This is a genomic window from Cyclonatronum sp. (assembly GCF_022565315.1).
Lineage (GTDB): Bacteria > Bacteroidota > Rhodothermia > Balneolales > Cyclonatronaceae > Cyclonatronum.
This window is the reverse complement of the sequence record NZ_JAIUMX010000032.1, coordinates 1-20,171: the sequence shown is the minus strand read 5'-3', so window position 1 is coordinate 20,171 and position 20,171 is coordinate 1. Positions and strand designations below refer to the sequence as shown.

17 protein-coding genes are annotated in these 20,171 nt (G+C 54.4%); 12 read left to right on the top strand and 5 right to left on the bottom strand.

What is annotated here, in order from left to right; genetic code table 11:
* Window positions 1-202: 202 nt before the first annotated feature.
* Window positions 203-688 (bottom strand): phosphatidylglycerophosphatase A, encoded by a 486-nt coding sequence (locus LAT75_RS07240; protein WP_291481973.1) that lies wholly within the window; start codon window positions 686-688, stop codon window positions 203-205.
* Window positions 660-1,304 (bottom strand): CDP-diacylglycerol--glycerol-3-phosphate 3-phosphatidyltransferase, encoded by a 645-nt coding sequence (pgsA, locus tag LAT75_RS07235; RefSeq protein ID WP_291481972.1) that lies wholly within the window; start codon window positions 1,302-1,304, stop codon window positions 660-662. The genes LAT75_RS07240 and pgsA overlap by 29 nt, the downstream gene beginning before the upstream one ends.
* A 180-nt stretch (window positions 1,305-1,484) precedes the next feature.
* Between pgsA and LAT75_RS07230 the strand changes: the two genes are divergently transcribed.
* The 3 genes from LAT75_RS07230 to LAT75_RS07220 all read left to right on the top strand — a co-directional run bounded on the left by LAT75_RS07230 (window position 1,485) and on the right by LAT75_RS07220 (window position 5,846).
* Window positions 1,485-2,771, top strand: coding sequence for a CinA family nicotinamide mononucleotide deamidase-related protein (locus LAT75_RS07230; protein ID WP_291481971.1), 1,287 nt, complete (start codon window positions 1,485-1,487; stop codon window positions 2,769-2,771).
* 42 nt (window positions 2,772-2,813) lie between these two features.
* Window positions 2,814-4,808 (top strand): TonB-dependent receptor, encoded by a 1,995-nt coding sequence (locus LAT75_RS07225; protein ID WP_291481970.1) that lies wholly within the window; start codon window positions 2,814-2,816, stop codon window positions 4,806-4,808.
* A gap of 156 nt (window positions 4,809-4,964) precedes the next feature.
* On the top strand, window positions 4,965-5,846 hold the full coding sequence (locus tag LAT75_RS07220) for a permease-like cell division protein FtsX (RefSeq protein WP_291481969.1): 882 nt from the start codon (window positions 4,965-4,967) through the stop codon (window positions 5,844-5,846).
* A 70-nt stretch (window positions 5,847-5,916) separates the two neighbouring features.
* Here the strand turns inward: LAT75_RS07220 and LAT75_RS07215 are convergent, their stop codons facing one another.
* Complete coding sequence (locus tag LAT75_RS07215; RefSeq protein WP_291481968.1) at window positions 5,917-6,417, bottom strand: transcriptional repressor; 501 nt, start codon at window positions 6,415-6,417, stop codon at window positions 5,917-5,919.
* A 362-nt stretch (window positions 6,418-6,779) separates the two neighbouring features.
* Between LAT75_RS07215 and LAT75_RS07210 the strand changes: the two genes are divergently transcribed.
* The 3 genes from LAT75_RS07210 to LAT75_RS07200 all read left to right on the top strand — a co-directional run bounded on the left by LAT75_RS07210 (window position 6,780) and on the right by LAT75_RS07200 (window position 11,864).
* The gene (locus LAT75_RS07210) at window positions 6,780-8,663 is read left to right on the top strand and encodes a long-chain fatty acid--CoA ligase (protein ID WP_291481967.1); all 1,884 of its coding nucleotides are present in this window, start codon (window positions 6,780-6,782) and stop codon (window positions 8,661-8,663) included.
* 40 nt (window positions 8,664-8,703) lie between these two features.
* Complete coding sequence (locus LAT75_RS07205; RefSeq protein WP_291481966.1) at window positions 8,704-9,774, top strand: M20/M25/M40 family metallo-hydrolase; 1,071 nt, start codon at window positions 8,704-8,706, stop codon at window positions 9,772-9,774.
* A 98-nt stretch (window positions 9,775-9,872) separates the two neighbouring features.
* Entirely contained in the window at window positions 9,873-11,864 is a 1,992-nt protein-coding gene (locus LAT75_RS07200) for a M1 family metallopeptidase (RefSeq protein WP_291481965.1), read from the top strand.
* A 27-nt stretch (window positions 11,865-11,891) separates the two neighbouring features.
* Here the strand turns inward: LAT75_RS07200 and LAT75_RS07195 are convergent, their stop codons facing one another.
* Window positions 11,892-12,047, bottom strand: a complete 156-nt coding sequence (locus tag LAT75_RS07195) for a hypothetical protein (RefSeq protein WP_291481964.1) — start codon at window positions 12,045-12,047, stop codon at window positions 11,892-11,894.
* Between the two features lie 25 nt (window positions 12,048-12,072).
* Between LAT75_RS07195 and gcvP the strand changes: the two genes are divergently transcribed.
* A complete protein-coding gene (gcvP, locus tag LAT75_RS07190) occupies window positions 12,073-14,988 on the top strand; it encodes an aminomethyl-transferring glycine dehydrogenase (protein ID WP_291481963.1) in 2,916 nt (971 codons plus the stop codon).
* 164 nt (window positions 14,989-15,152) lie between these two features.
* Here the strand turns inward: gcvP and LAT75_RS07185 are convergent, their stop codons facing one another.
* A complete protein-coding gene (locus tag LAT75_RS07185; RefSeq protein ID WP_291481962.1) occupies window positions 15,153-16,013 on the bottom strand; it encodes an alpha/beta fold hydrolase in 861 nt (286 codons plus the stop codon).
* Window positions 16,014-16,148: 135 nt separating this feature from the next.
* Here LAT75_RS07185 and LAT75_RS07180 point away from each other — a divergent pair, with 135 nt between their 5' ends.
* The 5 genes from LAT75_RS07180 to LAT75_RS07160 all read left to right on the top strand — a co-directional run.
* The gene (locus LAT75_RS07180; protein ID WP_291481961.1) at window positions 16,149-16,586 is read left to right on the top strand and encodes a hypothetical protein; all 438 of its coding nucleotides are present in this window, start codon (window positions 16,149-16,151) and stop codon (window positions 16,584-16,586) included.
* 25 nt (window positions 16,587-16,611) lie between these two features.
* Window positions 16,612-17,118 (top strand): phosphoribosyltransferase family protein, encoded by a 507-nt coding sequence (locus tag LAT75_RS07175; protein ID WP_291481960.1) that lies wholly within the window; start codon window positions 16,612-16,614, stop codon window positions 17,116-17,118.
* 171 nt (window positions 17,119-17,289) lie between these two features.
* Window positions 17,290-18,189, top strand: a complete 900-nt coding sequence (locus tag LAT75_RS07170) for a DUF3078 domain-containing protein (RefSeq protein WP_291481959.1) — start codon at window positions 17,290-17,292, stop codon at window positions 18,187-18,189.
* 117 nt (window positions 18,190-18,306) lie between these two features.
* Window positions 18,307-19,689 carry an aminotransferase class I/II-fold pyridoxal phosphate-dependent enzyme gene (locus tag LAT75_RS07165; protein WP_291481958.1) on the top strand — a complete coding sequence of 461 codons (1,383 nt, stop codon included), beginning with the start codon at window positions 18,307-18,309 and terminating at the stop codon, window positions 19,687-19,689.
* Between the two features lie 87 nt (window positions 19,690-19,776).
* Window positions 19,777-20,171, top strand: a 395-nt coding sequence (locus tag LAT75_RS07160) for a hypothetical protein (protein WP_291481957.1), incomplete at its 3' end; no start/stop codon positions are given.

The window sequence follows — 20,171 nt, the reverse complement described above, 5'->3', positions numbered from 1 at the left end:
AAGTCAGGCAAAATAATCATTTTACAGAAAACTGCAAATACGCACCAATTAAACGCTTTTTGTACGTAATGCATGCTAAATGATCTTTTACTAAGAGGAATTTCTGCCTGTGTCAGGAGGGAAATATTTGAGAGTGGGATTCGGGTGAGGCTGCTGAATCATGAGCCTTTTGTTGAATCTTTTCAGAATATGCTGTGCCGGATCAGATTAGGAAAATCAGTAGTTTAAGCAGGATGAGGGCGTACACCCCGGCAAGCAGGTCGTCGGCCAGAATGCCGAGCGGCGACGGAAGTTTTTCCGCTTTATTGATGCCCAGCGGCTTTAGGATGTCGAAAATCCGGAACAGCACGAAGCCGGCAAGCAGCAGCAGGGCATCTTCCGCAAATACCCCACTGAAGGAAATGCCGATGAAGGGCACGGTTTGGCCTGCCCACTCATCCGCTACAAAGAGCGCAGGGTCTTCGCTGTAGCAGCGCTCGAAGCCGGGGGCGGTGAACAGGCTCGCGGCGATCCAGAATACAAGGAATGCAGCCAGTGCCGGTGCGCCGCCGAATACGCCGGCGGCGTAAATAAACGGCAGGGCCGCAAGGCTTCCTGCGGTACCGGGTGCCGCAGGGGCAAGACCCGAACCCAGGCCTGTGCCCAGCCAGAAGGCAAGATTACGCGGATGGCGTGGTTTTTTTTCCAAAAAGGTCCCGGTTTTGGAGTACGTATTCGAGGCCGGTATATACCGTGAAGGCCATCACCCCAAAATAAAGCCAGGTGAGTACGCCGGTCTGTACCAGCCATAAATCCACAATGCCGCGAATGCCGGGTATCATGAGCAGGGTGAACGACAGCAGGGCGATGTAAAGAAAGATCAGCTGAATCGCAGTTTTGAGTTTGGCTGAGTAGCTCGTTTTCATGCTGAAGCCCTGCTTGCGGGCCAGGGTGCGCATCCAGGTTATGAGCAGGTCGCGCCCCACAATCAGCCCGAAGGCCCACCAGGGGAACAGGCTTGAGCTGAGAATACAGAGGGAAGCAAAGCCCAGAAACGTCAGGATTTTATCCGCCAGCGGATCCATGAAATTGCCGAATTCGGAATGGGCCTCGAGCAGTCGGGCCAGGTATCCGTCGAGGTAATCACTGATAGCCGCAACCGTAAACACAATAACCGCGGCAAGACGCATCATCCAGTCTTCCTGCAGGAATAGCACCAAAAAAACCGGCGCAAGCATAATCCGCATGAGCGTCAGCAGGTTCGGAATCCGCTTCAGCGAAGGATAATCAGCAGCGTTAAAGTTGGTTTTTGGAAATAAAGCCATGTGGAGGAGTTTCAAATAGTGTTGGCCGGAAAAATACTCTAATTGCTCACCAATAAAAAACCGGCTGCGCGCATCGCTTCCGTGTTGCGTATTTTCACAGCACTGCTGCTGCCGTTTGGTTATTTTGTGAGATAAACCCTCACCCTGAGTCCCTTAAAAATTATCCCCAACATTTCATCCATGAGAGCAAGTATTCTGACGATTGGCAACGAGCTTTTAATAGGCGATATCATCAATACCAACGCAGCCTGGATCGGCACCTTCCTGACGGAGCATGACATTGAGCCGGTTCGCAGCGTAACGGTGGGGGATAGCGAGGCTGAAATTGTGCATCACCTCAGGGATTGCGCCAAAGTTTCGGAACTCATCATCATAACCGGCGGACTCGGCCCCACGCACGATGATGTTACCAAGCATACCCTGCTCCGCTACACCGGCGGCCGTTTCACCGAGCACACCCCAACGCGCGAATTTATCGAGTACAACTTCAAAAAACGCGGCATCCCGATCTCAAAATCGAACCTGGGTCAGGCGCAGGTGCCTGATACCTGTGAGGTGCTTTTTAATAAGGCCGGCACCGCGCCCGGCATGTGGTTCGAGCATGAGGGCTGCATCCTCGTATCCCTGCCCGGCGTGCCGGTGGAAATGAAGTATCTGATGGAAAAGGAAGTCTGGCCGCGGCTTGCACAGAAGCTCGGTACCAACGGCAGCATTTTCCGGCACTACATGCAGACTGCCGGCATCGGGGAAAGCACCCTCAGCGATATCGAAATCGGGGATGTGAGCGACAAACTGATTGAAGGCGTGCAGCTTGCCTTCCTGCCGCACTCACACGGCGTTGGTCTGCGGATTTCCTCAACCGGCGGTACGACCGAGGAAGCCCGGGCAAAGGCATTGCCGCTGATTAAGCACATCCGCAGCAAAGCCCGCGAGCACATTTACTCGGAGGTGCAGGGCGATGACCTTCCCGCTGCCGTAGGGCGCCTGCTGGAGCACAGCAAAAAAACGATTGCAACGGCCGAGAGCTGTACCGGCGGCCTGCTCGGGAGCATGATTACCGATGTGCCCGGCAGCAGCGGCTGGTACAACGGCAGCATCGTGGCCTATCAGAACGAGCTCAAAACGGCCCTGCTCGATGTGCCTGAATCCGTGCTGAAAGCGCACGGTGCCGTGAGCGCAGAAACAGCCCTGATTATGGCGAAAGCCGCGGCTGAGAAGCTGGGCGCCGATATCGGCCTCTCCACAACGGGCATTGCCGGTCCCGGCGGCGGAAGCGAAGAAAAGCCGGTCGGTTTGGTCTGGTTTGGCTATTACGACGGCGAGCGCCATTTTGCCATGCGCGCACAGTTTTTCAAAAACCGGAAAATGAACAAGGAGCGCACTGCACTGGTCGCGCTCGACATCACGCGCAGGGTGCTCACGGGCGTAACGCGTATGCCCTACGATGCCCCTGTAATTATAGGGTGATGCGCACCGATGCCGAGTTCAGCATTTCTCATAGCGTCCCTTTTGTGGCTGTGGCAGGCCGTGCCCGACACCCTGCCGCCGCCTGAGCCGCCTGCCGGTCCGGATACGCTGCGCACCGAAACGCCGGTACTGCCCGATACGCTCGAAAACGGCAGCTTCGACCCAACCGGCCGCGGTCGCTTCACCAACCCGCAGGAGCCCGATTCAGAATCCCGCAGCCGTCCGCAGCCGGTTGTAATTCCCAAGCAGGTCGGGCTTAATCCGGGCTTCAGGGAGGTGTTCAGCGACAGCCTTCAGCGCTGGGAGCAGTGGTACAACCTGGCCGAAAGACGGCAGGCGCAGCCGGGCGCCATCTCGTTCCGGCTGGGGTCGCACGGCCGCAACGATGCGATTTTGTTCCGGGCCATCGAGCCGCGGCATCAGGTTTTTTTGTTTGAGGGCATCCCGATGAACAACACCGTGAGCGGTGCCATGAACAGCAATTTTCTGCCGCTCGACCGCATGCGGCTCTACAGCGAGCAGGAGGGCGGCATCCGCTACACGGGCGAGTACACGCTCCGCCGCTACTACCTGAACACGCCCCTGACCTGGATCAATTTTGAGGATACGAGTAACGATGTGCGCCGGGCTGAGGTCATCTTCTCCCGGAACGTCAACCGCTCGGGCAACATCGAGCTGGCCTACCGCGGCAACAACGATAACGGCAACTACCGCCGGAGTTCGCTCGATGCCCGGCAGGCGGCAGTACGGTACACGCACTACCTCAACGAGGTATGGTCGGCACAGGCACAGCTTTTCTACAACAGCTTTCAGATGAACGAGTCAGACGGCTACACCATCCCGGACATGAACCTGTTCAATTTCGAGCCGCTGCTCACGCCGGTGCGCCTCACGACTGCGCGCTCAAGTACGCGCAAGAGCATGATATCGGCCTCCCTCTTCCACCGGCCCGATGAAACGAGCGAGCAGCAGAGCCGGCTGCACCTGTACCATAACCGCGACCGGCGGATTTTCTTCAACAGCGACCTCCGCCTGTTCTACCGGGCCTTCAGCTATGGTGCCTATGCCGATACCCGCATCGAACGCGGGCCTTTTGAGCTTCAGCCGCTGCTGCACCTGCGCGCAACCGTGCTGGATGATGACAGCAACACCCTGATTAACCGCTCGGCCTGGACGGATGTAACGGCCGGGCTCCGGCTGGCTTTTGCGCCCGCTGAGGCCGTGCAGATCGGGGGCTGGTCGGAAGTGAGCTACCGAACCGACGGACAGACAGGCTTCGAGGCCGGCTACCGCTTCGATGTGCGGCCTGCACGCAACTGGCAGTTCTGGCAGTCGCTCGCCGTGGGACAGCTCGTCCCGACCATTCAGCAGCTGTTTTGGTTCGGCGAGGATTTTTTGGGGGATGCGGACCTCAGCCGGGAGCAGATTGTGCGGGCAGAGGCCGGCCTGGTGTGGGGCCGTGGCTGGATGGATGCCCTCGGCCTTCGGGTGTACGGCTCGCGCATCGGCAGCCCGATTGTTGTTAACCCCGAAACCGGCATTTTCCAGAACATCGACGCCTATCAGTCGCTCGGTGCCGAGCTTTTTGCCGATATCGAAACGCCTTATCTGGAGGCCGGGCTATCGGCTACCATTCAGCGGTTTTTCAGCAACTCAGCCCGAGCCGAAAATCAGTTTCTGGATCAGAGCGGGCTGCGGAACACGAACCGGGCCTACTTTTATCTCAAAAACTATTTCCTCAATTTTGCCACTTATGCCAAAATCGGGGGCAGCCTCACGTTTTCTCCCAACGCTTTTCACAGCCCGGTGTACTACCCCGAGCTGGATTACTGGGATCCGCTGAGCCCCGATCAGGCCATTCCGGCCTACTACCGTTTCGACCTCGAGGCTTCTGCGCGGGTGCGCATGATTATGGTGCAGCTGCGCTACGAAAACCTGCTCGACGGGCTGGGTCAGCTCGGTTATTTCGAGACGGCACGCTATCCCATGCCGCCCCGGCGTTTCCGCATCGCGATCCGCTGGATCATCCGGAATTAAGTACGGAGCGGGCTCAGGCCCGGAAACACATCCCCCGAAACCCAAATACCTTGTCGCGAAAAAAAACGTGTACAAAACCAAAGAGGTCTTATTTTTGAGCTTCAGCAATTTTGACACCAATTCAACACCGACTTTTAAAATTTGGCCGCCTGATTTATGAGCTTTTCTTATGTGATGCGTGAAGGACTTGCCGGATTCCGGCGGGCGCGGTTGTCGGCTTTTTCGTCGGTTTTGGCCATCACCCTGGCCGTTGTATTGGTTGGTGTGCTCACCCGGGTGAGCACCAACGCCTTTGAGCTTGCGCAGGCCATTAAGCAGGAGGTGGAGGTGGAAGTATTTCTGGCGGATCTCAGCGACCGCCGCATGGATGAAATGGGTGCCGAAATCCGGTCAAAAGCCGTGGTTGAAACGGCGGTGTTCATCAGCAGGGAGGCGGCTATGGACCGCTTCCGGCAGGAGTTTGGCGCGGAGAGTGAGCTCTTTGGGGAAGTACTCTTCCTGCCTGCAAGTTTTTTGATCAGGGTACGGCCGGAAGCCGGAGCCTCAGAAATTGTGAGTCTGGTTGAAGAACTTCGCCAACTCCGGGGCGTGGAGGAAGTGCGCTTTAATCAGCGCGGTCTTGAGCTTTTGGAAGAGCGGCTTGCGGTATTTGTGGCTGCCGGCTCGTTTTTCGGGCTTTTTATCAGTTTTGTGGCATTTATTCTGGTGTTCAACACCATACGCCTCACCATTTACGCCAAGCGTGATCTGATTAAGGCGATGAAGCTGGTAGGGGCAACGAACGGCTTCATTAAACGGCCGTTTATGGTTGAAGGCAGCCTGCAGGGCTTCATTGGCGGGCTGATCGGGGCGGGTTTTGTATGGCTGATTTTTGCATTTGGATTGCCGGCATGGCTGCCGCAGCTCGATGCCCTCAGCTGGCCTTTGGGCGAGTGGTACTGGCTGAGCGGGACCCTTGTAGTCCTCGGGATTTTGCTGGGTTTTGCGGGTTCACGTTCGGCCTCGAAGAAATTCATTCAGCAGACCAAAATCAGCTGATTTCGGGCACAAAAAAAGGGTGAAGGCCCGGAAGCACATCACCCTGTCAGAAAAAATAAATAAGCGCGCCCTATTCCTTGCGCGATTCCTTCAGCTTGAGGTCGGGTTTGCGTTCGCAGCTGTCGGGATTGTTGCACTTGCCGTAAAAATGCAGGGAGTGACCGCTGATTCTGAAGTCGTGCAGGCGCTGCATCAGGCTCTGAATCTCGAAAATTCGCGGATCGCAAAATTCCATGATGGCACCGCATTCGTCGCAAATGATGTGGTCGTGCTGCCGGTAGGCGTAGGCCCGCTCGTAGTAGGACTGATTTTGCCGGAACTGATGCCGTTGTACGAGGCCGCACTCAACGAGCAGATCGAGCGTGTTATACACCGTAGCACGGGAAACCCGGTAGCCGGTATCTTTCATTTTGAAGAACATATCATCGGCATCGAAATGGCCGTCGCTTTTGTACACTTCTTCAAGTACCATAAAGCGCTCGGGTGTTTGCCGGTGACCGTTGGTTTTGAGGTATTCGCGGAAAATTCCCTTTACCTCTTCGATGGTTTCCTGTAGTGCGGGTGTTGCCATGAGTTAAGAAAAAAATCTGAGCATTTCAGCAAAAAGCAACCGATCGCCTAAAGAACGCTTAAGGGAAGCTCACCGGAATGATTACACCGGAAAAACCTTTAAGGAGCAAAAATCGGGTCAGCTCAATTACCGAAACTGGATTATTGGGTTTGACTGATTAAAATACAACAATCAGTGCTAAAAACTACCTTTCAGAAAGCGCTTTACAGGCTTTAAAACGGCAGAGACAGCGGGGTTAGCGCATTTTGTAAAATCAGCTTTTTAGTGCATTTTAGATTATCTTGAAACGATACGGATCGCTGAGCGCAGGCAAAAGGCAGCGCCGGCTTTAACCTTCTATTTGGAAACCAACCTTACCCAATATGCCTACCATTGTTGACTTCAACACGATTCCGGAGCTGTTTTATGAGCTCTCCCTGAAAACGAAGGGCAGAAACAAAACCGCCTACGCATTTAAGCCCGGTTCGAACGAGCCCTATCAGGAAATTAAATGGGAAAAATTTACCAAAGATGTTTACGCGCTTGCAGCTTATATGATGGATGCAGGCCTCGGAAAGGGAGACCGTTTCGCCATTTTAAGTGAAAACCGCTATGAATGGGCTGTGGTTGATTTTGCGGGTCAGATTGTTGGCGGGGTAAATGTAGCCCTGTATGCAACCCTGCCGCCCGAGCAGGTGGAATATATTATCAATGACAGCGGCTCGAAGTTGTTTTTTGTTTCGACCGGTATTCAGCTCAAGAAGGCGGTTCAGATTAAAGGGAACATTAAATCGGTGAAGCACCTCATTGCTTTTGATACTCCGCCTAATAAAAAACTACTGGAAGACGGCGGTGCACTGCTCTTTGACGATGTTATCGAAACAGGCCGGCAAAAATATCCGTCGCTTGCTGATAAAATCCAGGAAACGCTCAAGTCTGTTACTGAAAACGACCTGAGCACACTCATCTATACTTCCGGAACTACCGGTAACCCCAAAGGCGTGATGCTTTCGAACGGCAACCTGATCAGCAATGTGAAGGCTGCGCACAAAGTGATTACTATCGGCGAGGAAGACCGCACCCTGTCGTTCCTGCCGCTGTGTCACGCGTTTGAGCGTGTTGCAGGCTATTATGCCATGCTCGCGGGCGGTGCCGAAATTTATTATGCCGAAAGCGTTGATACGGTTTCCAAAAACCTGACCGAGGCGCGCCCGACCGTTGTGGTTTCCGTGCCGCGTTTGTTTGAGAAGATGTACAACATCGTGCTCAAAAACGTACAGGCCGGTTCATCCCTGAAGCAGGGACTGTTCAACTGGGGGATTGGTGTGGGCAAGAAATCCATCACCTCAAAAAGCCCGCTGGTTAAGCTGCAGAAGAAAATTGCGGATAAACTCATTTTCGATAAACTTAAGGACCGCACCGGCGGGCGCGTTCGCCTGTTTGTTTCCGGCGGAGCCGCGCTTCCTTCCGAAATCGGCCTGTTTTTCCAGGCTGCCGGTCTGCGCATTACGGAAGGCTACGGCCTAACGGAGACTTCTCCGGTAATGAATGTGAACCCGGTTGGCGCTGAACGCTACGGAACAGTCGGGCACGTGCTGCCGGGCGTAACTGTTGGCATTCAGCGCGTAAGCGACGGCAAGCTGATTGCGCAGCTCAGCGGCGATGATTACCCAAGCTCGCTGAGCAGCGATGAGGGCGAAATTTTGTGCAAGGGCCCGAATGTGATGCAGGGCTACTATAACAAGAAAAAGGAAACCGAGGAAGTGATCGACGCCGACGGCTGGTTCCACACCGGCGATATCGGGCGTTTTGTGGATGGCTACCTGCAGATCACCGACCGCCTCAAGCACATGATTGTGAACGCCGGCGGCAAGAACATTTATCCCGGCCCGATTGAGGATACCATCAAAACGATTCTGTATGTGGATCAGGCTGTGGTTGTGGGCGAGGGGCAGCAGTTTATGTCGGCTATTATTGTGCCCGACTTTGAAGCGCTGCGCGGCTACCTGAAAGCCAACAACATCAGCGCCGGAAAGGATGAGGAAATCATGGAGATGGATGAGGTGAAGAAGCTCTTCGACCGCGAGCTCAAAACCATCAATAAAAAACTGGCTTCGCATGAGAAGGTGCGTCAGTTCCGCCTGATTCAGGAACCGTTCTCAGTAGAAAACGGCATCCTCACCCCAACCATGAAGGTGAAGCGGAAAGTGCTCGAAAAACAGTACGCCGATCTGATTGCCTCCATCTATACCGACGATCAGGCCTGATTTTCGCCTGCAACCTAAATTCTGAACCTATTTTTGATTGATGATATCTCCTGAGAAACTCGATTTCCTGGAATCCCTGCTGTGCACCCCAAGCCCGACCGGCTATGAATCGGCCGGGCAGCAGGTGTGGCTCGATTACGTGAAAGGCTTCGCCGACCGCACGCTTACCGATGCCTACGGCTCGGCAGCGGCTTTTCTGGATGTTGACCCTGACGCCATCACCGTGATGCTCGAAGCCCATGCCGACGAAATCGGCATGGTGGTGCAGCATATTGATGACAAAGGCTTCGTGTACATCAGCCGCATTGGCGGCAGCGATCCGGCTATTGCCCGGGCCCGCAAGGTTTCGGTGCACGCAGCCAAAGGTGTGGTGCGCGGACTCATCGGCAGCACGGCCATCCACTTGCAGGACCGCACCGATACCAAGGCACCCGGCTGGAAAGATCTGTTCGTGGATATCGGTGCGACCTCCCGCGAAGAAGCCCTCGAAATGGTTCAGATCGGCGACCCCATTACCTACGTGGATGAGCCGGAGTTCTTTTCTGACGAGCTGCTCGTAGCGCGCGCCATTGACAACCGCATCGGCGGCTATATTGTGGCTTCGGCCCTCGAAAAGCTGGCAGCCATGCGCGATCAGCTCAAGGTGAATGTCGTGGTTGTGAATGCGGTGCAGGAGGAAATCGGCGGATTTGGTGCCCGGATGATGAGCTACCGGCTCAACCCGGATGTCGCGCTGGTAACCGACGTTACGCACGCAACCGACAGCCCGGGCATTAACCCCAAAGAGCACGGCATGGTGAAACTGGGCGAGGGTCCGGCCATCACACACGGTACTGCGAATCAGCGGAAGGTCGTTGAGCTGCTGGTTGAAGCCGCTGCTGAAGCCGGCATTTCGGTTCAGCACGAAGCCTCGAGCATACGTACCGGCACCGATACCGACAGTATTTTCCACAACCGGAGCGGCATCCCGTCGGCGCTGGTTTCCACACCGCTGCGCTACATGCACTCGCCCTCCGAGATGGTACATCTGGCCGACGTGCAGGGCGTCTCCGACCTGATGGTCGCCTTCGTGCAGCGGCTAAAGGCAAGGCACAGCTTCCGGCTGTTCTGATCAGTCTCGGCATCACACAAAAGCCCCCTGCGGGCTTTTGTTGTTTTACACTCCGGCGATACGCTCCATCTTCATAAACCGCCAACTTTCAGCCCCTTATGAAAATCATCATCAGCATTTCTTTCATCTTTGCGCTTCTGTTCATGCTGCCGCAGTCAGCCGCCTTTTCGCAGGCTGATCCGGTACTTCACGCGCTGTTTGCCCCCCTCACCCTGGAGCAAATGCCGCCTAACCGTACGGCAAGCGGGGCTCCTTCCGCCTCCTACTGGCAAAACCGCACGGATTATTTCATAAACGTGCGCCTCGATGCTGAACGGCACCGGATTGAGGGCGAGGTACACATCACCTATACCAACAACAGCCCGGAAGAGCTTGCTTTTTTGTGGATGCTGCTCGAGCAAAACCTCTTTCGCGAGGATTCCAAAGGGGCGCGGGTTTCCCCGCCGGGGGGCGGACGCTTTACCGGTAGGGGCATCGCCGATGGCTACGAAATAAGCCGGGTGGAAGTGATGCATAACGGCGAGCGCTACGAGCCCGATTTCAGCATCCGGGATACGCGCATGCGCATCAACCTGAACGAGCCGCTTGCCGGAAACGGCGCGCAGCTTGAGGTGCGCGTTACCTACGCCTTCGGCATACCCGAATTCGGAGCCGACCGCATGGGGCGCATAGAGCTGCGCGACGGATGGATTTACACCATCGCACAGTGGTACCCCAACATGGCGGTGTATGATGAAATCAACGGCTGGAACACGCGCCCTTACCTCGGCGCCGGAGAGTTTTACCGCAATTTCGGAGATATCGAATTTCACGTAACCGTGCCGTGGGATTTTATTCTCGGCGGCTCGGGCACGCTGCTGAATCCGGAAGAAGTGCTCACTGCGCGGCAGATTGAGCTGCTCGCGGAAGCGCGTGCATCGGATGAAACGGTGATGATTATTTCCCCTGAGGAAATTGGCCTGCCCCAAAACAGGCCGGTTCAACAGGGAGAGCTCACCTGGAAATACCGCATGGAAAACACCCGCGATGTGGCATGGGCGGCTTCGCGCGGCTTCATTTGGGATGCGGCCGGGGTGGAAATGCCAGGCGGCCGCCGGGTGCTGGCGATGTCGCTCTACCCGGCTGAAAGCGCAGGCCCCTCAATGTGGGGACGCTCAACGGAATTCACGCAGGCGAGCATCCATCACTACTCGCACATGTGGTACGAGTATCCCTGGGATGCGGCCATCAACGTTGCCGGCGTAGTGGGCGGCATGGAGTATCCCGGCGTGTCGTTTTGCGGCTATAACCGCGGCGGCGCTTCGCTTTGGGGCGTTACCGATCATGAATTCGGGCACAACTGGTTCCCGATGATTGTGGGCAGCAACGAGCGCAAATGGTTCTGGATGGATGAAGGTCTGAACACTTTTATCGGGCACCTCAGCACGCAGGCATTCAACAACGGCGAGTTTCCGACCTGGATCCGTTCCATGCAGCAGTTTGTGCCGCAGCTCAGCAACCCGGATATGGAACCGATCATGACGCATCCCGACCGCATCCGGCCGCAGCATCTCGGCTTTGTATCGTACTTCAAACCGGCCCTGGGCCTGCTGATGCTCCGCAATTACGTGCTGGGTGAAGAGACCTTCGATTTTGCCTTCCGCAGCTACATTGAGCGCTGGGCTTACAGGCATCCTTCACCCATCGATTTTTTCCGGACGATGAATGATGCTTCCGGTGAAAACCTCGACTGGTTCTGGCGCGGCTGGTTCTACGAAAACCGGCAGATCGACCTCTCCATAGATCAGGTTGAGGACTTCGTGGACAGCCTTGACGACTACGAAGGCGCCTTCATCACCATCAGTAGTCCCGGCGATTTGGTGATGCCTGTGGTGATGCGCATCACCTACGCCGACGGCAGCGATGAGCTGCTGCGCTTCCCCGTGGAAGTGTGGCACCGCTCGCGGGAGCATACCTTCCTGCACCGCGCAAACAAACGCATTGACCACATCCGGATTGATCCGTTTAGTCAGCTGCCTGATGTAAACCGCCGCAACAACGAGTGGCTGCGCAGTGAGCAGGGCCGCTTACCGGAGGAGAGGGGGCGCTAAACGCATGGACTTCAATCCCTAAACAAATCAACGGGAAAGCATGGCCGGGGGACTTAATTCAGGCACTTCCCAAAGCGCTTTTTGAGCTGCTAAATCCGTATTTTGAAATTCTAAATCTGAATCATAATTCACGGCCTTTTGTTGGGAAAAGCCCAACCATTCAGCTGATTTTTTTGATGCCACTATTTAAGGAAACCAACCTGTAACTATGAATTCATTATTTGATCGTGAGAAGTTTGAATTTCGCCACAACAGCGCAACCGAAAGCGATGTCAGGCACATGCTTGATGCCGTCGGTGTTTCATCTGTTGATGAGCTGATTTCACAAACCATACCGGATTCGATTCGACTGACCAAGCCATTAAATCTGCCTGAGCCCCTGAGCGAGCATGCCTTCCTGGATTCGTTTCGCCGAATTATGGCTCAGAACAAACTCTTCAAGACCTACATCGGGCTGGGCTACTACGACACCGTAACGCCTCCCGTTATTCAGCGCAATATTCTGGAAAATCCGGGCTGGTACACAGCCTACACGCCCTATCAGGCGGAAATTGCACAGGGTCGCCTTGAAGCGCTGATCAACTTTCAGACCATGGTGATTGACCTCACCGGCATGGAAATCGCAAATGCATCCCTGCTCGACGAAGCAACAGCCGCTGCGGAAGCCATGAGCACGATGTACGCCATCCGCAAGGGCAAGCGCCGCAAAGCTGAGCGCCTGTTCGTTGCTGATACCTGCTTCCCGCAAACCATCGAGCTGCTGAAAACGCGCTCGGAGCCCATCGGCATCGAACTGCATATTGCACCGCTCTCAGCATTCGACCCTTCGGATGAATCTTACTTCGGCATCATTCTGCAATACCCCGACGGCAACGGCGCGGTGTCGGATATCAGCGGAATTATCAGCGGTGCTGCGGCCAACGATATCAAAGTGACGGTAGCCGCTGACCTGCTGAGCCTCACCCTGCTCAAATCACCCGGCGAGATGGGCGCGGATATTGTGGTTGGCAGCACGCAGCGTTTCGGCATTCCGCTGGGCTACGGCGGTCCGCACGCCGCTTACTTCGCCACTAAGGAAGAGAACAAGCGTCAGGTGCCCGGCCGCATGATCGGCGTTTCGATTGACCGGACCGGGAAGCCGGCCTACCGCATGGCGCTGCAGACCCGCGAGCAGCACATCCGCCGGGAAAAAGCGACCTCCAACATTTGCACTGCGCAGGTACTCCTCGCGGTAATGGCCGGCGCCTATGCGGTTTATCACGGTCCCGAAGGCCTGAAGCGCATTGCGAGCCGCATCCATGCGATGGCAAAACTGGCTGAAAAAGGCCTCACCGCACTTGGACTGAAGCAGCTGAATGAAACCTATTTTGATACCCTGAAAATTGAGGTGGAGTCACCCGGTTTCCGGGATGCCGTCCGCAAAGAGGCAGAATCCCGGGGCGTGAATTTCCGCTACTTCAGCACGGCGCATATCGGCATTTCACTTGATCAGAAAAAAGAGCCTGAAGACGTGGCCGCCATCGTTGACATTTTCGCGACGGTGCTCGGCAGCAAAGCGGCTTTTAATTTCGAAACGGCCGCCGAAGATATTGCAGTGAGCTTCCCGGCTTCGCTGGCCCGCACAAGCAGCTACCTCACGCATGAGGTCTTTAACCGCTACCACAGCGAGCATGAAATGCTGCGCTACCTCAAGCGTCTCGAAAACCGCGACCTATCGCTGGTGCACTCCATGATCTCGCTCGGCTCCTGCACCATGAAGCTGAATGCAACCACGGAAATGATCCCCGTGAGCTGGCCGAATGTGAACGGTCTGCATCCGTTTGTGCCTCAAAATCAGGCGCTGGGTTATAAGCAGATGCTGGATGAACTCACCGAGTGGCTGTCTGAAATTACGGGCTTCCACACCGTATCGCTTCAGCCGAATTCCGGTGCGCAGGGCGAGTATGCGGGCCTCATGGCCATCCGTGCCTATCACCATGCAAACGGCGATACGCACCGGAATGTAGCGATCATCCCGTCATCGGCGCACGGCACCAACCCGGCAAGCGCGGTAATGGCCGGCATGAAGGTCGTCATCACCAAGTGCGACGATAACGGCAACATCAACGTAGATGATCTGCGTGAAAAAGCTCTCAAGCACAAAGACGAGCTTTCAGCGCTGATGGTGACCTATCCCTCAACGCACGGCGTATTTGAGTCGGCCATCCGTGAAATTTGTGACATCATTCACGAGTGCGGCGGGCAGGTGTATATGGACGGTGCCAACATGAACGCGCAGGTTGGCCTTACTTCCCCGGGCCTGATTGGTGCCGATGTTTGTCACCTGAACCTGCACAAGACCTTCTGCATCCCGCACGGCGGCGGCGGACCAGGCATGGGTCCCATCGGTGTTGCGAAGCACCTTGCGCCGTTTGTGGCAGGCCACTTCACCCTCGACAACCCACCGACCAATACGACCGCCATTTCTGCTGCGCCGTTTGGCAGCGCGAGCATTCTGGTTATTTCTTACGCTTACATCCGCATGATGGGCGCCAAAGGCCTCACGAATGCAACTAAACTTGCGATTCTGAACGCCAACTATATTCAGGCACGGCTTGCGGGTCATTACGACGTGCTCTACACCGGTGAAACCGGCCGCGTGGCACACGAAATGATTATCGAGCTGCGGCATTTCAAGCAGGAGTGCGGTATCGAAGCGGTTGACCTTGCCAAACGGATGATGGATTACGGCTACCACGCGCCGACCATGTCGTTCCCGGTTGCAGGCACCATCATGATTGAGCCAACCGAGAGCGAATCACTGGCTGAGCTCGATCGTTTCTGTGATATGATGATCGCCATCCGGAATGAAATCAGAGATATAGCCGAAGGTCGTGCCGATGCTGAAGACAATCCACTGAAGCTGGCGCCGCATACCTCAGCTGTTGTAACAGCTGATGAATGGAACCACAAATACACGCGTCAGCAGGCTGCCTATCCGCTGCCCTGGGTGGGAGCATCGAAGTACTGGCCGACCGTTACCCGCATCGACGATGCTTACGGCGACCGCAACCTCGTTTGCAGCTGCCCCGATGTAAGCACCTACGAAAGCAGTGCCACGGTGGAAGAATCAGCCGGTGCCTGAAGCTGACCTGCCGATTTGATGAACCAAAAAAGGCTGCCCTCTCAACAGGGGCAGCCTTTTTTATTTGGCAGGTAAATGTTGAACAACACAGACGCGTAAACTTCAGCAGGTTTCAGACTTACCCGGAAACCGGCATAAGGGCTGTGAGCACATCACCCTACACCTTACGGAAGTAAAACGCCTTCCAGAAATGTGAGCAGGGCATCGCGGTAGTGCTGGCTTAGGGGCAGGTCGTTGTGCCCGCCGCCTTCGATGAGGCGGAGGGTTTTGTCGGATGATGGCGAAGCCTCATAAAGCTGCTTTGCCATGCGTTCAGGCGTGATCTGATCTTCGGTGCCGGTGATGAAAAGGGCCGGCAGCTCAGAAGCGGCAACGCGGGTGAGATTGTTTTGCTGTGAGATGGCCTCGTCAAAGCGGAACCGGATGAAGGGGCGCAGCAGCAGCGGCACGAGCCTGCGGGTCCAGTCGTTGATTTCCGTGATGGGACTTTCCATGATGAAAGCCGCCGGATTAAGTTCACTGAGCATACGCCCGGTAACAAGGCTGCCCATCGAATGCCCGTGCAGGATGATGCGCTCCGGGTTGGCATTCAGCTCGGAAATGAGAAATTCATGCACGCTTTGAGCGTCTGTGAAAATGCCGTCAACCGAAGGCGAGCCGGTGCTGAGCCCGTAGCCGCGATAATCGAAGAGCACGAGATTGACCGGCAGGGTTTCGTAGGCCTGAATCCAGGGGAGGGACTTAACCAGCAGAAAACCGTTGCCGCCGAAATACAGCACTGTGCCGAGGGCGCCCTCCCGCTGCAGGTGCCACGCATTCAGTGCCTCACCGTCTTCGGTTTCGACCGTGTGCTCGCTCAGGGTAAAAATTTCAGAGTTGTAGCTCTGCGGTGTAACGGTGGGGTGGTTGTCGAACGCGTCGCTTTCCCGGATTTCGATGGTGGTGCAGGCCAGAAAGAAAACAGGCAGAAGAAAGGCGGGAATCAGAAATCTCAAAACGGGCATGGGCATTTGTGTTAAGGGCATACAAATTTTTGGTAAAGCATCGTTGAACAGCAGTAAGGCAATTGCAGTTCAACGATTTCAATTCCTTAATAAAAAGGTTCCGTATTTAGGATACGGTTTATTTTTTATGAAAGAGATTCATTATATTCCTGAATTATGATGAACAAATCCAATTTATTCAAAGCGCTTGCTCTTGCGCTTATTTCTTTTTTGCTCGTCGCAGCCAATGTTGCGATGGTTACACAATTTCGTGCGGAAATACCTGATCCCGCAAAAAATGAAATTAAAATTGAATGGACAGTTCAGCAGGAGAGCGGGGTGATGCACTATGAGCTTTTAAGAAAAATGGTGCGTGATTCGGATTTTATCCCGGTGGCAACCATAGATGTGAGGCCGCCTTCATCACAGCCCAATCTTTACACCTACCTTGACCGGAATGTGTTCAGAAACTCCGGAAATACCGAGCCTGTGGTATATGAGCTCAATGTTGTATTTACCAACGGTGAACGTCGGTTTATTGGTCAGGCTGAAGTTAATTATACTTCGACTGCTGTGCGCCGTACATGGGGCAGTATTAAAGCCATGTTCCAATAGGCGTTACCAAACAAAACAGCCCCTAATGATATCTGAGCGCATTTTAATGGACAGCAGCCATGTGATGCGCACCTGCCGCCGCATGGCTTATCAGCTTGCTGAAACCGTAGCAGAGCCCCAAAATCTGCTGATTGTTGGCATCAACAAGCGCGGAATGGCAGTTGCCCGGCTTATTCAGCAGTTTATGGCAGAATCGCTGCAAACACCACCCTTGTTGGTTAATGCCGGAACACAGGATCTTAGTTTGAGTCCGCACGAAACTGCTTCCGGCCGTGATATGATCGTAATTGATGACGTACTCTTTTCAGGCCGTACCATTTCTGCTGCACTTGGCTGCTTCCCTGATATTTCAAAAGCATCCCGAATCCGGATTGCTGTGCTTGTTGACCGCGGACACCGGCGGTTTCCTTTTTTTGCAGCTGTAACCGGTCTGGTATATCCCACCAAGTTCGATGAGCACGTTCACGTAATTTTGAATGACGAAAGCGGACAGATGGAAGTTCATCTCCTCAGGGAAACTCAAACGGCCTGAAACCGCATTTTTACGCGGAATAACTGAACAGAACGGGCTGTTTCCCAAATTCTTTTTAATGATTTGTAAACCGGTTTTTTCAAAACCCAATACAGGCTTATTTTACTTAGGATGATATATTAACGTAAGCTTCTGCCTTCTTTATTCTTAAAACCCTTACTTCTTGTTGTTATGAGATTTTCTCGATTTCTTGTTTTGCTGACGGCTTTTCTTTTTTTCGGTACTGCACCGCTTTTTGCCGGCGGAATTAAATGGGGCGAAGCGCCCCCGGATTCTGTTTCTGCCTGGCAACTCGAGTTCCGCGGTCAGCTGAACGGTTCACAGGCAAGTTTCAGAAACTGGGAGCAGGGTGGGGTTAATACCGTTGCACTAACAGCGGCAACTAATTTTAATGCGCTTTACCGGCGCGGCAGCTGGGGGTACAACCTTGATACCCGACTCGTTTATGGTCAGGCTAAGGTTGATGACGACTTTCGCAAAACCGATGACGAAATTGCCATCCGTAATACGGTAAGATATTTTCTGGACGATGAACGCTGGAGCGTAGTTGCCAATGTGAATTTTTTATCACAGTTTGACAAAGGGCTGGATCGGAACAGGGTATTTACCGTTTCGAAATTTATGGCGCCGGCCTATCTCACAGAAACTCTTGGTATCTCGTTCAAGCCGGTCAGCTATTTTTCGGCTGATTTTGGTGCCTCCGCAAGACAAACATTTGTGCTGGACGATGGTGAGGCAGGTATTCGTGACGGAGAGCCGATTACTTTCCGGGAGCGATACGGTCTTCGCCCGGATCAAAGTGTGAAAAACGAGCTGGGTTTTTCATTTCTGCTTAAGTTTGACAAGGAAATTTTTGAAAACGTACGCTACATTTCATCCATCGAAACATTCAGCAACGCGAGTCAATCGCCGGACCGCTCCGATTTTACGTTCAACAATGAGATTGTCGGGCGCATCAACAATTATCTGAATACTACTTTCCGCTTTACGATGCTTTATAATGATGACGTATCCAACAAGCTTCAGCTGCGGCAAACATTCTCTTTGGGCGTTTCGGTAAGATTTATCTAAGCCGGTAGCCATCCCGCTTTTTAAAAAACCTGCACGGAATTCCGGATGCAGGTTTTTTTATGTCCCTGATTTGTGCGATGTTTACGCTGCCAATATTCATCATCCGTAATCCGAAATATGTACAAACAACTGATTCCGCTGCTTGAGCGCTGGCTTGAGCAGGCTGAACTGCAGGGCATGACCATTCCGGCCCGGTATCACGCGGGAGGGCAGGCCGGTGACGCAGCTGATACTGAGCTGCAGGCTGTTTTCGAAGCTTTTATAGCCCGGATGCAGGCCTGCTATCCCTTTCATCAGCCGGCTTATGCCGGGCAGATGCTCAAGCCGCCACACCCTGCCGCATGGCTCGCTTACGCGGTAGCGATGAGCGTGAACACGAACAACCATGCCCTCGATGGCGGCCCCGAAACCTCCCAAATGGAAAAGGAAGTGATTCGGGATCTCGCCGGGATGGTTGGGTACGATCCGGGGGCTTCGCTCGGGCACCTCACGAGCGGCGGCACTGTTGCCAACCTCGAAGCCCTTTGGGTGGCAAGATGTCTTCACCCCGATAAACCCGTGCTGTTTTCGGAGCAGGCACACTACACGCACAGCCGCATGTGTTCGGTTCTGGGAATGGAAGGCAGGGCTGTGTCAATGGATCTCAGCAGTAAGGAAGGGGAAGCCCGGTTCAGGGAAGCGCTGCAAGGTGCAGGCACGCTGGTAGTGACCCTTGGCACGACCGGTACCGGCACTATCGAGCCGCTCGATAAAGTGCTGCCGCTCTGCAGGCAGGCCGGTGTGCGTATCCATGTTGATGCCGCCTACGGTGGCTTCTTCACCCTGCTCAAAAACAGCGGCCTGTTCAATCCGGCACCTTTTGAGGCGCTCTGGGAAGCCGACAGCATCGTGATCGATCCGCACAAGCACGGCCTGCAGCCTTATGGCTGCGGCTGCGTGCTTTTCAGGGATGCGTCCGTTGGCCGGTTTTACAAGCACGACTCACCCTACACCTATTTTTCGTCGGATGAGCTTCACTTAGGCGAAATCACCCTGGAATGTTCGCGTGCCGGTGCCGCGGCTGCGGCGCTTTGGTTTACGATTCAGGTGCTTGGGCTTCATGCCGAATCGCGCTTTGCCGGCATGCTCAAAGACTGCCTGCTGGCCGCCCGCAGCTTCGCCGCTGAGCTCCAAAACAGCGAAACATTCGGTCTCCTTGCCCAGCCGGAAACCGATATCGTCTGTTATTTCCCGTTGGCTGGTGATATAAGCGAAATTTCCCGCCTGAGCCGCGATATTTTTCATGACACCATGCAGCAGGGGCAGCAATCCCTGTTTCTGAGCTTGTATAAAGTTAATGCCGGTGCTTTTGTGAAGCAGTTTCCGTCCGTAAACTGTGCCGATCCGTCAGAGCAGGTCACCATTCTGCGCAGTGTATTTATGAAGCCCGAACACCTTGATTTTATCCCTGAAATGATGCGCCGGCTGCGTGCATCTTTGCAACGTATTACAGCACAGTAAGGGATGATTATGTATGTTAAAACGCTTTTGAATTCATGCCCCGGTTTCAGAAGCAGCGCTCAATCCTTCACTTAGACCATCATTCTTTTGAAACAATTGTTACTGACGGCATCGGCCGTTTTTCTCTTATGCTCCGGAATCAGCAAGCCGGCCGAGGCCCGGCAGGTGCACCATCATCAACAGGTTCACGATCACGCCCCGGTAAGTGAGCCGCTGTTTAATGGCACCGGTTATGAGCCCGATGAGCAGCTGTGGTACCGTGTAAGCATCCCCTTTGAAACCAGGGCTTTAATTCAGCAAATAGGGGATATGGGTGTGGCAATAGATCACGTTCATATTCATGAAAACACGCTTTACGCCGAACTCGGCGGTGATGAGCTCCGGATGATGAACGAGGCTGGCATCGCTTACGAGATTCATATCCGGGATATGGCTTCCTATTATGAAGCAAAGCTCACAGCCGACCCCGTTTTTCAGGGCGG

Excerpts from the sequence above, each read along its gene's own strand:
- LAT75_RS07215 (WP_291481968.1), bottom strand. The coding sequence starts at position 6,417 with ATGGCAACACCCGCACTACAGGAAACCATCGAAGAGGTAAAGGGAATT.
- LAT75_RS07205 (WP_291481966.1), top strand. The coding sequence starts at position 8,704 with ATGATATCTCCTGAGAAACTCGATTTCCTGGAATCCCTGCTGTGCACC.
- LAT75_RS07200 (WP_291481965.1), top strand. The coding sequence starts at position 9,873 with ATGAAAATCATCATCAGCATTTCTTTCATCTTTGCGCTTCTGTTCATG.
- LAT75_RS07175 (WP_291481960.1), top strand. The coding sequence starts at position 16,612 with ATGATATCTGAGCGCATTTTAATGGACAGCAGCCATGTGATGCGCACC.
- LAT75_RS07170 (WP_291481959.1), top strand. The coding sequence starts at position 17,290 with ATGAGATTTTCTCGATTTCTTGTTTTGCTGACGGCTTTTCTTTTTTTC.
- LAT75_RS07220 (WP_291481969.1), top strand. The coding sequence starts at position 4,965 with ATGAGCTTTTCTTATGTGATGCGTGAAGGACTTGCCGGATTCCGGCGG.
- LAT75_RS07230 (WP_291481971.1), top strand. The coding sequence starts at position 1,485 with ATGAGAGCAAGTATTCTGACGATTGGCAACGAGCTTTTAATAGGCGAT.
- pgsA (WP_291481972.1), bottom strand. The coding sequence starts at position 1,304 with ATGGCTTTATTTCCAAAAACCAACTTTAACGCTGCTGATTATCCTTCG.
- LAT75_RS07210 (WP_291481967.1), top strand. The coding sequence starts at position 6,780 with ATGCCTACCATTGTTGACTTCAACACGATTCCGGAGCTGTTTTATGAG.
- LAT75_RS07185 (WP_291481962.1), bottom strand. The coding sequence starts at position 16,013 with ATGCCCTTAACACAAATGCCCATGCCCGTTTTGAGATTTCTGATTCCC.
- LAT75_RS07180 (WP_291481961.1), top strand. The coding sequence starts at position 16,149 with ATGATGAACAAATCCAATTTATTCAAAGCGCTTGCTCTTGCGCTTATT.
- gcvP (WP_291481963.1), top strand. The coding sequence starts at position 12,073 with ATGAATTCATTATTTGATCGTGAGAAGTTTGAATTTCGCCACAACAGC.
- LAT75_RS07165 (WP_291481958.1), top strand. The coding sequence starts at position 18,307 with ATGTACAAACAACTGATTCCGCTGCTTGAGCGCTGGCTTGAGCAGGCT.